The sequence below is a fragment of the Leptothoe spongobia TAU-MAC 1115 genome (assembly GCF_018739885.1).
Taxonomy (GTDB): Bacteria; Cyanobacteriota; Cyanobacteriia; order Phormidesmidales; family Phormidesmidaceae; genus Leptothoe; species Leptothoe spongobia.
Window position 1 is genome coordinate 1 of the sequence record NZ_JADOES010000065.1, and the last position, 19,677, is coordinate 19,677.

18 protein-coding genes and 1 tRNA gene are annotated in these 19,677 nt (G+C 48.8%); 9 read left to right on the plus strand and 10 right to left on the minus strand.

Annotated elements, in window-relative coordinates; genetic code table 11:
- The first annotated feature begins 87 nt into the window (after window positions 1–87).
- Window positions 88–888 carry a formylglycine-generating enzyme family protein gene (locus IXB50_RS21040; protein WP_407658832.1) on the plus strand — a complete coding sequence of 267 codons (801 nt, stop codon included), beginning with the start codon at window positions 88–90 and terminating at the stop codon, window positions 886–888.
- Window positions 889–952: 64 nt separating this feature from the next.
- Here IXB50_RS21040 and IXB50_RS21045 read toward each other — a convergent pair whose 3' ends face one another.
- On the minus strand, window positions 953–2,104 hold the full coding sequence (locus IXB50_RS21045; protein ID WP_215610965.1) for an RNA-directed DNA polymerase: 1,152 nt from the start codon (window positions 2,102–2,104) through the stop codon (window positions 953–955).
- A gap of 17 nt (window positions 2,105–2,121) precedes the next feature.
- The gene (gene avd / locus IXB50_RS21050; protein WP_215610966.1) at window positions 2,122–2,538 is read right to left on the minus strand and encodes a diversity-generating retroelement protein Avd; all 417 of its coding nucleotides are present in this window, start codon (window positions 2,536–2,538) and stop codon (window positions 2,122–2,124) included.
- A 92-nt stretch (window positions 2,539–2,630) separates the two neighbouring features.
- Here avd and IXB50_RS21055 point away from each other — a divergent pair, with 92 nt between their 5' ends.
- Together IXB50_RS21055 and IXB50_RS21060 are read left to right on the plus strand one after the other, a co-directional pair.
- On the plus strand, window positions 2,631–3,011 hold the full coding sequence (locus tag IXB50_RS21055; protein WP_215610967.1) for a hypothetical protein: 381 nt from the start codon (window positions 2,631–2,633) through the stop codon (window positions 3,009–3,011).
- The gene (locus IXB50_RS21060) at window positions 2,951–3,775 is read left to right on the plus strand and encodes a formylglycine-generating enzyme family protein (protein WP_215610968.1); all 825 of its coding nucleotides are present in this window, start codon (window positions 2,951–2,953) and stop codon (window positions 3,773–3,775) included. Before IXB50_RS21055 ends, IXB50_RS21060 begins: the two co-directional genes overlap by 61 nt.
- Before the next feature lie 83 nt (window positions 3,776–3,858).
- On the opposite strand, the gene IXB50_RS21065 is transcribed toward IXB50_RS21060, so the two are convergent.
- From IXB50_RS21065 to IXB50_RS21075, 3 genes are all read right to left on the minus strand, one after another.
- Window positions 3,859–4,995, minus strand: coding sequence for a site-specific integrase (locus tag IXB50_RS21065; RefSeq protein WP_216867708.1), 1,137 nt, complete (start codon window positions 4,993–4,995; stop codon window positions 3,859–3,861).
- A gap of 147 nt (window positions 4,996–5,142) precedes the next feature.
- A tRNA-Glu gene (locus IXB50_RS21070) sits at window positions 5,143–5,215 on the minus strand.
- A gap of 124 nt (window positions 5,216–5,339) precedes the next feature.
- Window positions 5,340–5,621 carry an Npun_R1517 family heterocyst differentiation transcriptional regulator gene (locus IXB50_RS21075; protein ID WP_215610969.1) on the minus strand — a complete coding sequence of 94 codons (282 nt, stop codon included), beginning with the start codon at window positions 5,619–5,621 and terminating at the stop codon, window positions 5,340–5,342.
- A 556-nt stretch (window positions 5,622–6,177) separates the two neighbouring features.
- Between IXB50_RS21075 and IXB50_RS21080 the strand changes: the two genes are divergently transcribed.
- Together IXB50_RS21080 and IXB50_RS21085 are read left to right on the plus strand one after the other, a co-directional pair.
- Entirely contained in the window at window positions 6,178–6,774 is a 597-nt protein-coding gene (locus IXB50_RS21080; protein WP_407658831.1) for a CPBP family intramembrane glutamic endopeptidase, read from the plus strand.
- Between the two features lie 39 nt (window positions 6,775–6,813).
- Complete coding sequence (locus IXB50_RS21085) at window positions 6,814–7,185, plus strand: hypothetical protein (protein ID WP_215610971.1); 372 nt, start codon at window positions 6,814–6,816, stop codon at window positions 7,183–7,185.
- Here the strand turns inward: IXB50_RS21085 and ftsE are convergent.
- From ftsE to smc, 4 genes are all read right to left on the minus strand, one after another.
- A complete protein-coding gene (gene ftsE / locus IXB50_RS21090; protein WP_215610972.1) occupies window positions 7,182–8,012 on the minus strand; it encodes a cell division ATP-binding protein FtsE in 831 nt (276 codons plus the stop codon). The two genes, IXB50_RS21085 and ftsE, sit on opposite strands and share 4 nt — an antisense overlap.
- A 196-nt stretch (window positions 8,013–8,208) precedes the next feature.
- Complete coding sequence (locus tag IXB50_RS21095; protein WP_215610981.1) at window positions 8,209–8,922, minus strand: WecB/TagA/CpsF family glycosyltransferase; 714 nt, start codon at window positions 8,920–8,922, stop codon at window positions 8,209–8,211.
- Between the two features lie 83 nt (window positions 8,923–9,005).
- A complete protein-coding gene (locus tag IXB50_RS21100; RefSeq protein WP_215610973.1) occupies window positions 9,006–9,803 on the minus strand; it encodes a PRC-barrel domain-containing protein in 798 nt (265 codons plus the stop codon).
- Window positions 9,804–9,973: 170 nt separating this feature from the next.
- Window positions 9,974–13,714: a chromosome segregation protein SMC gene (gene smc, locus IXB50_RS21105; protein ID WP_215610974.1), complete on the minus strand. Its 3,741-nt coding sequence runs from the start codon at window positions 13,712–13,714 to the stop codon at window positions 9,974–9,976.
- A 402-nt stretch (window positions 13,715–14,116) separates the two neighbouring features.
- Here smc and IXB50_RS21110 point away from each other — a divergent pair, with 402 nt between their 5' ends.
- Window positions 14,117–14,560 (plus strand): RuvC family protein, encoded by a 444-nt coding sequence (locus IXB50_RS21110; protein WP_215610975.1) that lies wholly within the window; start codon window positions 14,117–14,119, stop codon window positions 14,558–14,560.
- 56 nt (window positions 14,561–14,616) lie between these two features.
- Here the strand turns inward: IXB50_RS21110 and IXB50_RS21115 are convergent, their stop codons facing one another.
- On the minus strand, window positions 14,617–15,402 hold the full coding sequence (locus tag IXB50_RS21115; protein WP_215610976.1) for an MlaE family lipid ABC transporter permease subunit: 786 nt from the start codon (window positions 15,400–15,402) through the stop codon (window positions 14,617–14,619).
- A 231-nt stretch (window positions 15,403–15,633) separates the two neighbouring features.
- Between IXB50_RS21115 and IXB50_RS21120 the strand changes: the two genes are divergently transcribed.
- The 3 genes from IXB50_RS21120 to IXB50_RS21130 all read left to right on the plus strand — a co-directional run bounded on the left by IXB50_RS21120 (window position 15,634) and on the right by IXB50_RS21130 (window position 19,291).
- Complete coding sequence (locus IXB50_RS21120) at window positions 15,634–15,966, plus strand: hypothetical protein (protein WP_215610977.1); 333 nt, start codon at window positions 15,634–15,636, stop codon at window positions 15,964–15,966.
- A gap of 163 nt (window positions 15,967–16,129) precedes the next feature.
- Window positions 16,130–17,728, plus strand: a complete 1,599-nt coding sequence (locus tag IXB50_RS21125; RefSeq protein WP_215610978.1) for a M16 family metallopeptidase — start codon at window positions 16,130–16,132, stop codon at window positions 17,726–17,728.
- 81 nt (window positions 17,729–17,809) lie between these two features.
- Window positions 17,810–19,291: a M16 family metallopeptidase gene (locus IXB50_RS21130; RefSeq protein WP_215610979.1), complete on the plus strand. Its 1,482-nt coding sequence runs from the start codon at window positions 17,810–17,812 to the stop codon at window positions 19,289–19,291.
- Window positions 19,292–19,677: the final 386 nt, after the last annotated feature.

Sequence of the window (19,677 nt, forward strand, 5' to 3'; positions counted from 1 at the left end):
TCTCAGAAATTGGGCTATTTTGGTTAATCTATATGTACTACTGTCTCATTTGAGACGGGTGCAAGATCTGAGTATTACGATGACCCCATCGCCGCAGGCGTTTTGCCGCTACGGATGATGCTTATTCCTGGAGGCAGTTTCATGATGGGCTCCCCAGAGGGTGAGCTAGAGCGTCTTGATAGCGAAAGCCCTCAGCATGAGGTAACGGTGTCTCAGTTCTTTATGGCTAAGTATCCGGTGACTCAGGCGCAGTGGCGGGCAGTGGTTGAGGAGATGCCTAAGGTGAATCAAGATCTGAAGCCGGAGCCGTCTGAGTTTAAGGGCGTTGGCGAAGCCTCTCGGGACGAGAATCGCAACCCAGTTGAGCAAGTTTCCTGGCATGACGCTGTGGAGTTTTGCGATCGCCTCACCATCCATACCAACCGTCAATACCGCTTACCCACCGAAGCCGAATGGGAATACGCCTGCCGAGCCGAGACCACTACACCCTTCCACTTCGGTGAAACCCTGTCCACGGAAATTGCCAACTATAACGGTGCTAGTGAAAACAATGGTGCTTACGGTCCTGGTGAGCGTGGTGAATATCGCCAGCAAACGACACCAGTGGATCACTTTAAGGGAGCTAACGCTTATGGTCTTCATGACATGCATGGCAATGTTTGGGAATGGTGCCAGGACCACTGGCATAACAGTTATAAAGATGCGCCTACGGATGGTAGAGCCTGGTTAACCGATGATGAAAAGGCAGAGCGTATCCTGCGCGGCGGCTCCTGGGCCGACTATCCTAGGGATTGCCGCTCCGCTTACCGCACCTACTTTACGCCCGCCAACCGCGACGACACTCTCGGTTTTCGAGTTGTATGTTCAGCGCCCAGGATTCTTCCGTAACCCTTTACCCTATTAACCTTTGGCCCTTTTCAGGAGTCAGAAATCAGAGGTCAGGAGTCAGGAGTTAGAAGGGCTCATGTGAATTATATGTATCTACTTCCAGCTCAACACCTTTGGTATCTTCCGTATTCCTTTCCTGGCTCCTGACTCCTGATTCCTGATTCCTCACAAACACCCAACGATCAAAGATTTTGCGTCGCAGGCGATGGGTATCGGCATGCATCAAGTGAGCTTCCCAACTTTGGAGACGCCGCGTCAGCGGCTCCAGGTCGATCTCCCCTGCGGCATACTGGCGCTGGAGTGCTTTCATCCGGCGGCGAGATCGCTGCAGGTTATCATTTCTCACCCGTATCCGATCCGGCAATATTCTGAATCCCACAAAGTTGACCCCGTAGCGAGTCTCACACAGTTGACTCTTAATGGGATGCATCTTCAGCCTTAGCGTGGCCAGTTGTTCTTCCATTACTAGACGGGCCTCTGCCAGCACTTGCCGGTCATTGCTGAAGGCCGCGAAATCATCTACATATCTCAGATATTTCGTTAGCTTTAGCTGTCGTTTGGCGAAGTGATCAAATGGGCTCAGGTAGAGGTTCGCGAAAAACTGACTGGTCAGATTCCCAATCGGTAGTCCTCGCCGTCGCTGCACCGGCGTCAGCAGATCATCTCCTGGAAAGTACTCAATCACCGGTATCTGCTCATTGCTGGCGTCAATGATCGTCTCAATCAGCCATAACGTCTCTGAACACTTGATCCGCTGATGAATGATGGCTTTGAGGATTTCATGATCAATACTCGGAAAATATTTCTGAATGTCGCACTGTAAGCAATAGCGATAGTGTCTTGCCCATCCCGTAAACTTCTTGAGTGCCTGGTGGGTGCCATAGCCTAATCGGTTGGCGTAGGTATCCCCAATCAGTGTCCGATCCAGCAGTGGCACGATCACATTGCACAGAGCATGATGCACCACCCGGTCTCGATAAGGAGCTGCCGAAATCATGCGCGGCTTTGGATCGCGGATTCTAAACGTGCGATAGGCACCAGGCTGATAGGTCAGATTTTTTAGCTCTGTCTGTAGCCTCAGCAGCTCCAGCTCCAGCCGATAGTTAAAGGCCAGCACATTCGCCCGAAACCGTTTTCCCCTTTGCGCCTGCCGTGAGGCCATCAGCAGGTTCTCAAATGCGATCACCTGGGGCCATAAGTTGCCATGTCGTTTCATTGTGTAGGAGTCAGGGGTCAGAATTCAGGAGTCAGCTGGGGTGTTTTCCCCGATTTCCTGGCTGCTGTCGTCTGTCGCCTGACACTGGGCTTTTCCTTTTGCTGCCGGATCCAGCCCCCTAACTCTGTGCCAATGCCATTGATCAGTTGCCCCACATACTGATATCGCTGGTGAGATAGCAAATCAAAATCTAGCAGTAGGCGTGTCTGGTATCGCAAAACATCCAGCTTGCTATTGAGCCTTTGCAGCTGTGGTAACTTATCCCGTTGGTAGCGGGCCAAAATTAAGCCTTCTAGCAGCTCATAAAGTCCGAATACCATGCGATCTCCTAGCTGAAACCGCTGGTGCTTAGGTAATCGATTAAGAATCGGCACGTACCACTTGATCAGATCGTAGGTTTTTTGGATGATGGGCAACTCAGCGGTAATTGGCATTTGGATGGCACTCAAGACGCAATTCAGAATGCCCAGCTAGCTTTTTATCGTTTGGCCTTTGGTCCTGCTCCCGATTACCTTTGCTTCTTGTTATGCTTGTGCGTGGGGTAGGCTGCGAAAGCGGCGGCTCCTGGGCCAACAATCCTAGGAATTGCCGCTCCGCTTACCGCAACAACAATACGCCCGCCAACCGCAACAACAATATCGGTTTTCGAGTTGTATGTTCAGCGCCCAGCACTCTTCTATCGCCAGCAATGGCCGGTCAGAGCTGGCAGATGGGAATCTGTCGGGAGTACCCCAGAAGAGTCCAGACCTACTCCGGCGATACCCATCGAGGTATCCGAAAATCAAACCGAGCCAGTTACTTTGGTAGGGAAACCGACGACTTAGCTGGCTCTCCAATTTTTTGCCCATGCCTTCTACCCTTAGCCGCACTCCTCGCACTGGTCAAGGTTATGTCGAACCTCGCTTAGAGGTGATAGCTGATGCACTTCCACTCCATATGGTTCTGGTGCCAGGCGGTACCTTTACCATGGGCTCTCCAGAAAATGAACCTGAACGAGAGGATCGAGAAGGCCCTCAGCATGAAGTAACGGTACCTCAGTTTGTCATGGGTCGTTATCCAGTTACCCAAGCCCAGTGGCGAGCTGTAGCAGCTTTACCCAAGGATGAACGTGATTTAGAGGCTGATCCTTCCAAGTTCAAAGGCGATAACCACCCTGTTGAGCGGGTGACTTGGTATGACGCTGTCGAGTTCTGTAAACGGTTAGAGCAGCATACCGATCGACCTTATCGTCTACCGACCGAGGCTGAGTGGGAATATGCCTGTCGAGCTGGGACCACTACACCGTTCTACTTTGGTCAGACCATCGCCACTGACTTGGCCAACTACAACGGCAACTATACATATAGTGATGGCTCTAAAGGGGAATATCGCGAAAAAACGACACCTGTAGATCACTTCGGTATTGCCAATGTCTTTGGTATCAGTGATATGCATGGCAATGTTCTTGAGTGGTGCCAAGACCATTTCCATGGCAGCTATAAAGGTGCTCCTACAGATGGCAGTGCTTGGGTAACTGATGGTGATAAATCACTCCGTATCCTACGCGGCGGCTCCTGGGCCTTCACTCCTAGGAATTGCCGCTCCGCTTTCCGCAACGACTTTACGCCCGCCGTCCGCAACAGCCTTTTCGGTTTTCGAGTTGTATGTTCAGCGCCCAGGATTCTTCCGTAATCCTTTACCCTATACCCCTTTTGCCCTCTGCCACAATACTTATTTATGGATTCTGCCGTGGTCTTAGGCAATCCTCTTTAGCTTTACTCCGTAACCTTTTCCTGACTCCTGATCTCTGCCTCCTGGCTCCTTCCCCCTGGCGGCCTTGGCCGATCAGGCCGATTCACCAGCAAATCATAAACCCGCTGATGATGCCGCAGGCTAATCCACCGCTGATAGGTCCGATTATGCACCTCTAACGAATGCCCCATCTGCTGCGCACTCAGCGCATCCGGCCAGCCAAACTCCAACGTCCGGACCGCCCAAGCATGGCGCAGATCATAGGGTTTAAACGGCAGCTTCGGACTCAGGTAGGCTGTCACCGAGTGGCCCACCTTATCATTCGTTCGATCTAACCGAATCGGCGGCAGCAGACTATCTTTTAACTGCCACTGCTCAGCCCATTCCGGATAGCAGGGCCACACCTCACGACTACCCGTCTTAGTATTTTCCAACACCCGCACCACTGGAAAATCATCCAGGTCCAACCGAAAACATTCATGATTCCGCAGGCCATAGGTGGCCATCATGCCATAGACCCACTGCCAGGCTCGATTAGTCAGCTCCTCCCGACATTTCGCGATTACCGCATCCTCCGGCAAATTTCGAGGTCCCACCCGCGATGGACTATAGTTTCCCCGCAACGGTTTGGCATCAAACTCTAACTCAGCAAACTTGGCTAGTGCCCCACAGGCCATGCAAGCCCGTACTCGACTTTTACTATTGGGCTCAGTCTTTAAAATTACTGCCTGCAGAGTATCCACAGTCAATGGGGCATCTTGGGATAGCTGCTTAAAGACCTTGACATAGTCACCCTTCCAAGTCGTCTCCTTGCCACCGTTACTCAGATAATGAGCCTCAAACTGCTGTACCCATACTCCACAACTAGGCCCATTATCCTGACCACCATCCGGTTTCAGATACCGAGTCCAGGTAAATTCCTTACTAGCCAGCAACGCCCCCACCAGCTTCGCCTCTTTCTCAGCGGCTCGCAATCCTGCCAAATTTGCCGGTGAGCCAATGGCGATCCGCTGCTGCCAGGGTCGGTCTTTAGTACTGGTTGGTTTCGGTGGCAATGTAGCCCGCAGTTTCAACCGCCCACCATGCACCTCGATGGCCACACCGATCCGAGCCTGCTTTAAACGCTCGTTGACCGTCACCAGTTTGTCCTCAAAATCCATGCTCAATTTCTGACCTAAAACTTGGCCTAAAATGTGGGCGCTATTAACCGGATTCAACCGAAGTTAACCCACATATATAAACCAAGGATAGGCCTATAAAGCAACTGCGCCACGGGCTAGACAGCTCGTGGCGCAGTTTTTATGTAATACCCCCAGGGGAATTCGAATCCCCGTCGCCTCCGTGAAAGGGAGGTGTCCTAGGCCTCTAGACGATGGGGGCAGGTATGCCGTGACGCTCTTGCGCTTGGCCTTTATAAATATACAAATGTGAGGGAATTAATGTCAAATCTCTATCGCTAGTTTTTTCCCATGATTGATGACTGATACTGGCAAACAAAAGTCGGTTAGGCGAAGGTTCGACAGTTGCGTAGACGAATAAGCTGACGCCGCATTTCTGGAGAGGCTTCGAGTGCTTGGATTTCGTTGATGTTGATATGAGATTCCAAAGATTCTAGATATTCATCATCTCCGTAGGTATAGGCATCTACTAATGCTTCGAGTAATGCATTGTTATCGCGTTCATCCATGGCTAACTTATCTTCAATGATTCGAAACTTTAGGCGGACCTCACATTCATAGATATTGACGCTGTCATTTTGGGGGGATAAGTCAAAGGACATGCCCATAGGTTCAAGTAGTATGGATGAGTAAAATTGACGAGTCACTGTACAAATCAATGACTTGGGTATTTCAATGAATCCCATTCTTTGATGTTTTTTAACATTTTTTTGATAATGATTTGGATTGTACTTAACTAGTTAATAATAATTGCTTTTATTTGATTTTAAGGCTGATTAATAATGGATGTTTTCTAATGCCAATTATTCCTGTAGCTCTTGCTGGTGAAGATGTTTCTTTCTTGTCTTTCTAAGGTTCTAGGGCTTTCTTTGTTTTTTGTTAGGGTATAAAGAATGGTTTTATTGATTGAATTTAATATATTTTAGGTTGATATATTCGTCAGTAATTTATTGGTTAATGGATAAAAAAGTTGTGTCAGGTTTTTCTTGGGCACTAGTCTTGTGTTAGGGAGTTGGTGGTTGCATCGTTGCGCCTGAGGAGCTTTGTGCAAGCTTGCTAGAGGACAAAGCCTAGGAAGTGGTAATTTGACGATAGGCGATAGGTCTGGGAAAGCGTAAGATAGTATCGCCTGTCTAGTACGGCATAATGTTGCCGCTTCATTTCTTGAATCAGCCTGCCCCGCCCAATTCCAGTATGGAGCCTTTGACGCGTATTCAGGTGCTGGTTGCGATCGCAGCAACTGCGCTTGTGTTGTTGATAGTTGCTCGTCTGTGGTTGCTATTTGACTCAGTTGCGCAATTGCCTAGTCACCTGGGTATTTATCCCATCGGTATGGGTTTGCTGTTGGGCTCAGGGATTACGTTGGTCAGTGGATTACTGTATCGAATTTGGCCCAGGTATCGGCGAAGTGCTGAAGTGTACTTGGACTATATTCTGACGCCTTTGTTATTGCCTGATGTTCTTTGGCTGGGGCTGTTACCTGGGATTAGCGAAGAACTTCTCTTTCGTGGTGTAATGTTGCCTGCATTAGGGGGAAACTTAATAGCCCTAGGTCTGTCTAGCTTATGTTTCGGTTTACTGCACATGAGTGATTTACGGCAGTGGCCCTACATGCTATGGGCGACTTGTGTAGGTGGGCTTTTAGGATATAGTGCCCTGGCTAGCCAGAACCTATTGGTTCCAGTGATTGCTCATATCTTTACGAACATGGTGTCTAGCTTATTGTGGAAACTAAAAGCTGATAATCTAGCTGCACATTAAAAAATCCATGTTTTGGTGTCTACTTCAAAACCGCAGCCATTGAAATCGGTTGATTTAAACAATATTGATCAAATATTAGGGGTAGCTGTTTTTGACCCCATGGGTTTACCTCGTGACTATTTCATTACGCCGCAGCATAAAGACACTGAATGGGTGCAATTAGTGTTTCAGTCTCTTGGGCTTCAGCAGTTGATCGCGTCTACGATGGCTTTGCCTGTTGTCGGGCATACGATGATTCGTACCAAGATTGGCAATATCGTAATTGTTTGCTGTGAGTCTGGTTATATTGCTGTATTACTGAAGCGTGCACTGCCTCAAGAGCGTCCTCAAATAGATAGTGATTGGGTGGCCTGGCTCTGTGATTTTGAGGCGATGGTTGTGCGGACTCACGCTAATTTTAAAGCTGTTTAATGTCTGACATGGGTGAGACGTCCGTCTTGGATTTGGACGACGGGATGGTTTGATGCACGCACTAGTGGCTCATCGTGAGTGGTGATAAGGACCGTAATTCCAATAGAGTTGAGCTTTTCTAAAATTTTGATTACCTGTCGAGAGTTGTCACCATCGAGATTGCCGGTCGGCTCATCAGCTAGCAGTAGGGGTGGTGTACCAACAACGGCACGGGCAATACTGACTCGCTGTTGTTCTCCCCCTGAGAGTTGATCGGGAAAGCAGCTAGCTTTATGTTGCAGTCCAACCATACGCAGTGTGGGGCGTAGACGACGATTGATTTCTCGGCGGCTATAGCCTTGGGCCCACAGTACAAAGGAAACATTCTCTGCAACGGTACGCCGGGGAATCAGTTTGTAATCTTGAAAGACAATGCCGATACGTCGCCGCAGCATGGCTAATCGATTTCCCCTGAGCTTGGCGAGGTTTTGACCATCGACAATAATATCGCCTGAAGTGGCTCGCTCTTGGCCATAGAGCAATTTGAGTAGGGTTGATTTGCCAGCACCGGATGGTCCTGTAACAAATAAAAAGTCGCCTTTCTTGACCTGAAGGTTCAGGTCTCTTAGGGCTTGACTGCCATTATCGTAGGTTTTATTTACCCCGGCTAGTGTCACCAAGGTCGGCTGGGGACTGTTGGTCGCCGACGGTGTTGTTTGCGGTTGCTTAGTCGCAGCTGTAGCCGCTGTAGCCGCTGTAGCTGCTGTCTGAAACCTTACATTACGTCTAGCTTGAGCTTGTTGGCGACGAGTGTAATGAGTTTTAGGCGGAGTCACGGCAGAGGTCATAAGGGCAAGATGTTGACTAGGGGCAGAAACTTGACTCAGCTGATTGAGGCAGAGGTTTGTCTCTGTACAAGGATATAGGGAATGGCACCAATGTCTATATCCTTGACAAAATGTTATAGATTTTTTTGCCTCTTTGTGCAATATGGGACACTAGTGAAATGGCAGTTTTTCATAGACTATTGCTAACAAAATGCTCTTAATTTGAGCTTTTCCAACCTAGGTCATAACCTATGGAGCGCAATACAAACTTTGGTAAGGCGAGCATTCGTCGCCAGCGCCAGGGTTCTTGATAGAGACGATAGAGCCATTCCAAATTGTTATTGCACATCCAGCGGGGAGCTCGTTGCTTGGTCCCTGCCCAAATATCAAAGCTGCCTCCTACACCAATCCATATGGTATTAGGACAGAGCTGACGATGGGCGTTAATCCATAACTCTTGGCGGGGGACGCCTAAGCCAACAAAGATAATGCTGGGCTGAAGTGCTTGGAGTTGGTGTTGAAACTCTAGCTGCTCAGTGTCGGAGAGATAACCGTGCTGTGCGATCGCAACCTTTAAATCTGGACACTTTTGTTGCCAATGTTGAGCTGCAGATACTGCCAAGTTTGGTGCTCCACCGTAAAATACAACTGGTTCAGTCGGTTTGAGCTCTTTTAAGACATTAACGGCAAATTCAATCCCTGGATAACGCTTTATTTTTTTTCTCTGGATCCACTGAAAATAGAGTTCTACGCCTGCACCATCTGGGATGACGAGAGTGGCTTGCTGGATAATAGTCTGCAGCTCGGTATTCATTTCACCCTGAACACACATCTCAGCATTCAGGGTGACCACATGACCACCGAGTCCTGATCTCATGGTTTCAAGCAGCCAGCCTACATAGTCGGTACTTTGGTGTACCGGTAGGCCCATGACAAACAGTTTTTTGAGCGGAGCAGGAATAACAGGCACGGCTGTAACTACTGATAACAAGCAATACCCATCCTGCCACACCATTAGAAGTCTTCTTCTTCGTATTCGATTACTTTCTTCTTTTGAGGGATATTTAAGGGCTGAGCTTGATAAGGTTCTGCTTCAGGTATTGGCTGCTCTACCGGTGGTCGGGACGGTTGCTCTAGCTCCAGTCGCTGTGGGGGGGCAACTTGACGGCGAGGTTCTGGAGCCGCTTGTTTGATGCCTGAGGGCAGTTGATTGCTAGCCGAAGTAGGCATGATGTAGCCGTCGTCTTCACGTTCCCAGGGAGCGGTGCCCAATCCCAGGCGTTCTAACAGGCCAACACTGATCTGTTTGAGTTTCTCTTCTGACCCTTCAAAGACAATAATGCGATCTGGCCCGGTGCTGACAATTTCTTCGACGGGCAGTTCGTACGAACTAATTACCTGGTCAGGAATCTGGGGTAAGCCCATGGAGGCAATCACAATAGACTGTAGTTTGCCACTGACCACGTCAAATTTAAATCCCCTGACTCGACCCAGACCTTCACCAGATTCAGTGATTACTTCGCTTTTAACAAGATTGCTATAAGTGGCAACGCTGATGTCATCCTCAATGACAGTATCGTCATCGACCAAAATGACATCGCCGATTTTGCGCATGCTACTCAATAGCATGACTTGCTCAGGTCCAGAGACGACCTTCGACAAAATATTGTCTCGTAGCCCCAAGGCGACGACTTCACATCGATCTATATCGACCCAAAGTTGACTGACCACGCCTAGGCGACGGCCTGTAGAGCGAGTAATCACTTGGGTGCCAATCATGTCGGAGCGCAACCGACTTTGTTCAAAACTCATCGCTGGGGTCTACTGTGTGGGATCTAAATAGTTAACTTAACCAGAGTGCATGGTTCTTAACTGAAAGAAACATGCTTCCTCACATTACACCCTATACCCTAGTTTTTTGACAGTGTGTGAAACCGTATTGGATGGGTAGTGGAGTTGAATGCAACTCCACTACATAAAAGTTATCCGCCAGCGGATGCCCGCTGTAGATTAATGCCTAAGACTTGAGTATAAGCACCCCTAGCCTGGGTGACACCGATAGTGCGTTCAGCGGATTCGATCATGGGACGGCGCAGGCTAACGACGATGAACTGAGCCTGTTTGGCTTGGTGACGGATCATTTTAGAGAGGCGTTCAACGTTGGCACCATCTAGGAACATATCTACTTCGTCAAAGGCGTAGAAAGGTGAGGGACGATATCGCTGGAGGGCAAAGATAAAGCTGAGGGCGGTGAGGGATTTTTCTCCACCAGACATGGAGGCTAAGCGCCGGACTGGTTTGCCTTTTGGGTGGGCGACTAGATTGAGGCCGCCGTTGAAGGGATCCTCAGGATCGTCAAGTTGTAGGTATCCATCACCGTCCGATAGCTCGGCAAAAATGGCTTGGAAATTTTTGTTGACAGCTTCAAAGGCTTCTTGGAAAGCGTGACGACGCAGAGTCGTGAAATTTTCAATCCGCAGCAGTAGCTCAGTACGCTCATCTTCTAGGGTGGTGAGCTTTGTGGTGAGTTCCTCTAAGCGTTCTTGAGTGCGTTCGTACTCTTCGAGCGCCAGCATATTGACGGGTTCCATCGCCTCTAGCCGACGCTGGAGGGACTTGAGCTGTTTTTGTAGGGTTTCTAGATTGAGATCATCGGGAATTTCAGGCAGAGGTTCGGGTAATTCTGCTTGCTGAGTTTCGATGGCTGTTTGTAGGGCTCTGAGCTGTTGCTGTCGTTCTTGCTGAGTTTCGCTGAGCTTTTGCTGCTGCCACTCTAGCTGTTGTAACTGGTTACGTTGATCCCGTAGTTGATGCTCTTTACGATCGCGCTCCGCCTTCTCACCAGCTAAGGTCTTATCGAGTTCAGCAATGGCTGCCTGGGTAGCAATAATTTCTGCTTTTAAGGCGACCTGCTGTTTGTTGAACTCAGTTTGCTGGTTAATCTGAGTCTGCTGTTGCTGGCGAGCTTGGTCGATGGTTTGCTGACCTAGCTGGCTCTTTTCCTGTAAGCGTTGCTGTTGGGCCTCAAGCTCATTTTGTCGTTGCTGGGCTGTTTGTAGTGCTTGTTGTCGTTCAGTCAGGTCTGTTTCTAGGGCACGAACTTTACCCTGGGCCTGCTGCCATTCGCTATGGGTTTGTGATTCTTCCAGGGTTGTGAGTTCCTGCCGCTTTTGTTGTAACTGGGTTTCTTGGGCTGGTAGGGATGTTTCTAGCTCCTGCAGCCTTTGCTGGGCGGCGGTGTATTCGGTTTGGTATTGCTGTTGCTGTTGTTGGGCTTTTTCCAGGCGCTGTTGCAATTGCTGACGCTGTTGCTGGGCCTGGGTATTTTGCAGCTGCTGTTCTCGATAGCTTTGGCGCGCTTCGATCAGGGCTTTGGATTGAGTTTTGGCAGTAGCGTCGGCTTGAGTGAGGGCGCGATCGCAACTCCCTAAAATTCGCTCAATTTCCTGCAGTCTTTCCCGTAATGCTTTGGCTTCAGCCGATTCCCCGGCTTCAACGGTGCCAAAATGCAGCCGACCCTGGCGACGCAGACTCCCGCCAGTCATGGCACCGCTGCTCTCCAATACTTCACCCTCCAGGGTAACCATCCGAAACTTGCCCAGATGACGACGGGCATCATTGAGGCCCTCAAACACCACCGTGTTGCCAAATACAAAGGCAAAGACCTCACGGTATAGCTCATCGCATTCGATCAGATCGACTGCATAGTCGATAAACCCATCGGGACGTTCCCAGCGACCGACCTTTTGACTGCGGGGAGCCCGAATGGCATTGAGCGGTAAGAACGTTGCCCGACCAGCGCGCTGGCGTTTAAGAATGTCAATGCCTCGGGATGCAACGCCATCATTTTCAACCACTAGATAGCCAAGACGGGCTCCGGCAGCAATTTCCAACGCTGTTTGATATTTAGGGTCCACACGGCCCAGCTGAGCCACGAGACCACAGATGCCAGTGAGACCGCTTTTAACGAGTACCTCCGTAGCTTGGGTGCCACGGGTTTCTTGCATTGCTTGTTCTTGAGCTTCTAGCTTATCCAGGGCCCGCTGCTTTTCGCGCAGTTCTTGGAGTAGACGATCTCGGGTCTCACGCTGGATTTTGAGTTCCTGTTCGGCGGCGGCTACTGCTTGTGCCAGGGTTTGAATGGTAACTTCTGCCTGGGATAACTGATGTCCTTCAGCAGTTGGTGCATTAGTAAGTTCCGTTTCTAACCCTTGAATGGTATTAGTTTGGGCGGCGATTTGGCTTTGGAGCTGGTTGAGTCGCTCCTGGAGTCTGACCTGTTCAGTTCGCTGAGGCTCGAGAGCATTGAGTAAGGCTTCGACTTCTCGGCGTAGGGTGGTTTGGGTTTCGACCCAAGCTTGGGATGCGGTTGCGATCGCGCTGGTCGCCTCTCGGCTATCCTCTACTGCTTGAGCCGCTCGATCCCGCTCTGATTGTAACTGGACGATTTCAGTACCACTGAGGGTGGTGAGGCGCTGTCCGAGTGCGCTTAGCTCCTGGCTGTGTTGCTGTAGCTCAATCTGGGTGGCCTGTAGTTTGGCAGCTAGCTCACGAGTAGATTGGCTGAGTGCCTGTTCTTGTCTTTCTAGCTGTCGTAGCTCGGCTTCTTGGGTCGCAAGCTTTGACTGGAGGGCCAAATGCTCATCTTCGCCAAGGGCTTTCACTTTGGTGTTGAGCGCCTCAAGTTCCTTCGCGGTCGTTTCAATCAGAGTGACTAAAGCTGTTAGCTGCTGGGTGAGCTTTTCGCCCTGCTCTTTGCCTTGGGCAAGCTGCTGTTCTAATTTTTGAGCCTGTTGCTGTTGTTGACGCCACTCCAGCACAGCCTGCCACTGAGTTTTTTCCTGGAGCGTGGCCTTAAGTTTCTTATACTTCTCAGCCTTTTTGCGGTCTTGATCGAGACGCTCTAGCTGATCAATCAGCTCACGTTCCACAATGCGAAAACGTTCTTCGCGCTCTCGTACCATGTCCAGTTTGAGCTTAGCCTGGTCGATTTTGCGATCAAACGAGGCCACACCTGCCAGTTCGTCAATGATTTCTCGGCGTTCCCTCGCCTTCATTGAGATGATGCTGGTGACATCACCCTGCAGCACCACGTTGTAGCCTTCGGGGTAGATTCGAAACCGTTGCAGTTGTTCATGCAACTCGGTCAGCGTACAGGGTTGGCCATTAATAAAGTAATTGGATGTATAGGTGCCCTGAGGCGTCACTCGTAGGCGACGAGTGACGCTCCATTCCCGAGGCAGAGGTACGACATTATCTGGTGACGCCTCACCTGGTGAGGCTGCTGCTTGCTCACTTGTCTCATTTTGATGGACGCTGTCTATCGAAACATCTGCTGCCACTGGAGATGTTTCCGCTTGAGCCCCTTCCTCTACATTGGTTTTATTGTCTGCGTTATCCTCTGGTTTACTCTGAGTGGCTGACTCACCAGCCTCCTCTTGGAGTAGTTCTGGAGGAATATCACTAATATCAAAAGTAGCCGTGACGCTAGCTTCTGAGGTAGAGCGTCGACTGGCATGGTTTTGATTAACTAAGTCTGGCAGGCGCTCTGCCCGCATGCCTTTAGAGCTAGCTAACCCTAAACAGAATAAAAGTGCATCGAGAATGTTCGACTTTCCTGAACCATTGGGGCCAGAAATAACGGTAAATCCCTGCAGTAGAGGGACCTGGGTTGTTCCTCCAAAAGATTTAAAGTGAGATAGTTCAACTCGCTTTACATGCACAAGGCAGCTGCACTCGAACTAGTGCGTACAAGTGTACTTAGACCATAGCATTTGGATTGCATTCGCAGTCAGTACCTAGAGGGATTAGTCACTGCTGGAATGAACGGGTGTACTCCGAATCGTAAGCAGTTATGAGTCATCCAGAAATAAATAGAACGATCCCACCAATATTATTGAAGCAGACTATTGATTTCGTCAGACTTTAGTTTGCCAGATTTTGTTGAAAGCGCAAGCTACCCTTCGCTGATTTTCCAAATTGATGTCCCTAATGCAGCCATCCTTAAGATAGTCGTAAGATAGTGGTATGGAGAACAAGGCCCTATTTGCCTAATCCACATTCAAGTTGAAGATTTGGTTACTTTCATCTTCAGCATTTGTATAGAGCCTTTTCACACGGATTTTGTGACATCTACTGTTTTTTCCAAGCTATCGCAGCCAGTTATCTTAGGGTTTGATCCGGGTCGCTACAAGTGTGGCTTAGCGATTGTTGGTTTGGATCGTTCACTGTGTTATCACGAAGTTGTCCTGGCGGCGAAAGTCGTCGACCATATTGAATCTCTACGTCAGACTTACCCAATTTCGCTAATTGTGATGGGTGATCAGACTGGCGCGCAGCTCTGGAAACAGGAACTTTCTCGTCTCAATGAAGCACCTAATGTCATCTTGGTCGATGAACGTTATAGCAGTTTGGAAGCGCGCGATCGCTACTGGGAGATGTTTCCTCCCAAAGGTCTAAATCGCTTACTCCCCCAAAGTCTGCGTAGTATTCCTCGCCCGATCGATGACATCGTGGCGATTTTGCTAATTGAGCGTTACCTGAATAAGCTGACCGAGGTCGAAAATTAGCCATGGGAGAGGCTGTAGGTAGGTGATATTGTCCGCTGAGTAAAGTTGCTGTGGCCTTAAAAATTCAAGGCTGAACTTTGGAACATCAGCCAAGACAAAAAGAAATTGGTAATGAAAATAGCGAGTAAGGCAGTGACAACAGCAGTGGTCGTGGACTGACCGACACCTTTGGCTCCGCCAGTCGTGGTTAATCCCCAGCTAGAACCAATAATGGCAATCAGGCAGCCAAATACTACGGATTTGATCATGGCACTCACCAAATCCCACACGCTCATGAAGAGACGCGCTGAGTCTAAAAAGACAGTTTGAGAAATATTGAACATGGTGGTGGTGATCAAGAGACCACCAGTCATACCGGTAATGAATGACAGAATGGTCAGTAGCGGCAGCATTAGGGCACAAGCAATCACCCTAGGTAGCACTAAGTAGTCAACCGGATCGGTTTTGAGCAGCTGGAGTGCATCAATTTGTTCTGTGACCTGCATGGTGCCAATTTCAGCCGCAAAGGCTGAGCCAACTCGACCGGCGATAATAACCGCTGTCAGCACAGGAGCGAGTTCTCTAGCGAGGGTGAGCGCTAGGACTCCACCGACAGCCGTACTCGCACCAAAGTTAATAAACTCACGGGTGACTTGAATCGTGAACACCATACCGACAAAGCTGGCGGTCACTAGGGTGATGAGTAAAGATTCTGGGCCAACGGCAGCCATTTGCTCAATGGTGTTGCGCCGATGCAGGGGGCGAGTCACTAGATGCACAATGACCTGACCGCCTAGGAGGACGGCAGCCAACAGACGTTGCCCCCATTTGGCGAGGCTAGATGTGGAGAATGCAGCGGCCAAGGGAGACGACTCCTTTCGGAATAGGGGCTATATAAACCTTGTCCACGTCCAGAACTGGAATTTTACCGTGGGAGAAACTACAGGTTTCAACTTGGACGTGGTTTAGAGACGGCAAAAGCCTATTTATTTTAATCGGTTAAGCCAGTCATTAAGCTAAAGCTCTAAATGCTCTGTAATTTTATGAAAATTTAAGATTTCTCAAGTTGGCGTTTATTCCTATCCATTCCTTCTATGGTTGGGGTGGTTTCTTACGTCCATACGATCAATGTAGGGCGGGGGGTAAAGATGGGCTTACAGCTATTTATTTCTTTGATGTTAACGCTAGGCATTTGCTTTGTTCTGCCTGCTGTCGGCTTGGGAATAGCATTAGGTGTATTGACCTTGGGGGCTTGGTCTCCCTTGGCATCCATCAGTACTCTTGGAAAAGATTGCCTGCTAGATTTTTTGCTTACTTTTGGTGCGGGGGATGTCGGGCATGGTGTAGTGATTATTTGCCTGACCCTAAGTATTGTAGGTGGCTTGTTTGAAATGTTTACGTTCTATAAATATGTCTACTTGAAGTAGATAATTGGGGGAACGTATGAGCCACATCCCTATGCCGAGTCATTGCATGTACTCTGACGTCGTTTGATAAATATTCAGTGATTTTGCCGGATTGTCAATATATTGTTGACACAATATAAAGAAAAATAATTATGCTGGTAACGGTATTTTGCGCTGAGGTGCTATGGGCGTAACTCCGTTGGCTAGGCCAAAGATTAGGTTATTGTGGGCGATCGTTCTGACGCTGTTTCTTTGGTTAGGAGTGAGTGAGCCTGCCTGGGCTCAGGTTTTTGGTAAGTTGGATCGTCAAATTGAAGGTTCCTCTACGCTTGCGGTGGCAGAGGATGGCAGTACTATTCAGCCCTACCTCGACCGTGTTGCCAATGATGTGAGTGAGTTCACTCTTGATAACGGCATGAAGTTTATCGTTCTGGAGCGTCATCAGGCTCCAGTGGTATCGATGATGCTCTATGCCAAGGTAGGGGCCGTCAATGAGGTAGATGGTTATACCGGTGTAGCTCATTATCTAGAACATTTGGCGTTTAAAGGTACAACCAATATCGGTACTACCGACTACGCAGCAGAAGCACCTCTTTTGGAGGAGATGGATGCTGTGTTTGGTCAGTTAATGGCAGCTGAAAAAGTGGGTGATGATGAGCAGTTGGCCGCGTTGCATGCTCAATTCGATACTCTTCAAGCCCAGGCTTCCGGCTACGTCGAGCAAAATAAATTTGGTCAAATTATTGAACAATCTGGTGGACGTGGTCTGAATGCGACTACCTCTGCTGATGCCACTCGATACTTCTATAGTCTCCCTTCCAATAAATTAGAGCTCTGGATGTCCTTAGAATCTGCCCGTTTTTTGGACCCTGTCTTTCGCGAGTTTTATAAAGAGAAAGAAGTCATTCTTGAAGAGCGTCGGATGCGGGTAGATAACTCCCCCATCGGCCAAATTGTTGAAAAGTTCTTAGAAGTCGCTTTTGATGAGCATCCTTATCGTCGTCCCGTGATTGGTTATAAAGAGGATCTGCGCACTGCTACACGTGCAGACATCGCCGAGTTTTTTGATGCCTATTATGGACCCAGTAATTTGGTCGCCGCTGTCGTGGGTGATGTAGATCCTGAGAATGTCAAAGCGCTTGCAAAAGCTTACTTTGGTCGATCTAAGGCACGTAGTTTACCGCCAGATGTCACTATCGAAGAGCCTGTCCAAACGCAAGAGAAATTTTTTGAACTGACGTTACCGAGTCAGCCCTGGTATTTGGAGGGGTTTCATCGTCCCGGTATCAATCATCCTGACCATGTGGTCTATTCGATGATTGAGAGTATTTTGGTTGGTGGACGTACATCACGAATGTATCAAGACCTGGTTGAGCAATCTCAAGTGGCCCTTAATATTGGCAGTGCCAATGGCTTTCCTGGCGATCTCTACGACAATATTTTATTGCTATACGGGCTGACGGCTCCTGGGCATACCGTTGATGAAATGGCATTACGCATGGAAGCTTTGCTCACTCAGCTTAAGGAAGAGTCGGTTACGCCTGAGGAGCTAGAACGTGTGAAGACTCAGGCCCGAGCAGGGATGCTACGGAGTCTAGATTCAAACTCAGGTATGGCTAGTTTGCTGACTGAGTACGAGGCAAAAACTGATGACTGGCGCAATGTCTTTGAAGAGCTGAAGGCTATCGAAGCTGTGACAGCTGAGGATGTCCAACGGGTTGCTCAAGCAACCTTTGTGCCCAGCAATCGTACCGTTGGTAAACTGCTATCGGCAGAACCATAATTGCTGGTTGACCGCTAGATAACGTTCCACCTTTTGGTGGGCACAGCCCACTCTCCACCTTGCCCATTCCTCAATATTTTTATGTTCTGGTTTTCCAAGCGTCGTCTGAGCACATGTTTGTTCCTGGCTATGGCCACTCTAGGGTTGGTGCTTACCCTTGGGTGGAGTAACCCCGCCAATGCTGTGACGGCGCGCGAGTATAACGATTTGGAGTTTACTCCCCTCGGGGAAATTCAGATTCCTGACTTTGAGCGCTATGAGCTCCCTAACGGCATGGTGGTGTATCTGATGGAAAAACATGACCTACCTTTGATTAGTGGTTCAGCTACGTTCAAAGCTGGGGAATTTATGGAGCCTGATGGCAAAGCGGGTCTAGCTGGCATGATGGGCGAGGCCATGCGCGTCGGTGGAACTGCTACCTACACACCGGATGAACTAAATCAGTTTCTAGAGCAGCGGGCGGCCTCTGTGGAGACAAGTTTGGGGACTACTAGCGGCAGTGCTAGCTTTAATGCCCTCAGTGAAGACTTGGCAGATGTGTTTGCTATTTTTGCCGAGGTCATTCAACAGCCAGCCTTTGCTCCAGAAAAGATTGATTTGCTTAAAAGTCAGTATCGGGGAAGCATTGCTCGACGCAATGACGATCCGGATGATGTCACTACCCGTGAGTTTCGCAAGCTGATCTATGGGGAGGAAAGTCCATTTGCTCGCATGATCGAATACAGGGATGTTGACAACATTTCACGGAATGACGTTGTTGACTTTTACCAAACCGCGATTCAGCCCAGGGGAACCATTTTGGGCATTAGCGGTGATTTTGATGCTGCTCAAATGAAGGCTCTGATTGAAGAATTTTTTGCTGACTGGTCACCGTCAGTGAGGGCCAAGGCTAATGTCGAGGTACCTGACGTAGAGCAAAAAACGAATGGTCTCTATGTGGTTGATCAGCCTCAACTGACCCAGAGTTACATTCACATTGGTCATCTTGGAGGACGTCTGGATAATCCTGACCATGCGCCAATGGTGGTTTTGAATGAGGTGCTGAATGGTTTTGGGGGGCGGTTATTTAACGATATTCGGTCAAGACAGGGCCTGGCCTATGTGGTCTATGCATTCTGGAGTCCTCGCTATGATTATCCCGGCTTATTTATCGGTGGTGGTCAGACCCGGTCTGAGGCGACGGTACCGTTTATAGAAACCATGTATAAGGAAATTGAGCGAGTACGCCAGGAGCCAATCACGGTTGAGGAATTGCAATATGCCAAAGATGCGGTGCTCAATAGTTTTGTGTTTAACTTTGCGACGCCTGAGCAGACCCTGTCGAGGTTGATTCGCTATGAGTACTATGGTTATCCGTCAGATTTTGTTTTTAAGTTTCAGAAGGCAGTAGAGTCTGCCACGATTGATCAAGTGTTGGCTGCGGCTCAGCGGAATCTGAAGCCTAGTGATTTGGTAACCATTGTGGTTGGCAATATTGAAGCGATTGAGCCATCCCTGGGGACTCTTGCAGAAGAGGTTAAGATTACACCTATAGATATCAAAATTCCTGAACCATCAGTCTAAAGAGATAGATAGGATACGACATCCTGGCTGATATAACCCGGTATCGAAGGGCATCCACAAGGGGTTGCCCTAACATGATTGTCTATTTTTAATCGGGTTTCATGAATTCGGATTTGGTATGAGTATTATTGTTTTCAGTACATTTATAAATATGAGTCACTATTCATAACTACTCACTAATTTGTCGAAAAGTATAATATAAATATTCAATAATGCTGGGCAGGCTTGGCTCATCTCAATCAGATAGAACCAATATCAAATCCACCGGGCGCTTCGGGCACCAGTATCGTCAGCAACAGCATGGAGTCTGCCAACTGTTTTTTCTGCGCCTTATCCAAATGAGAACGGTTCATACAGGTGGACAACAGCTTAGTCATATCGTAGTA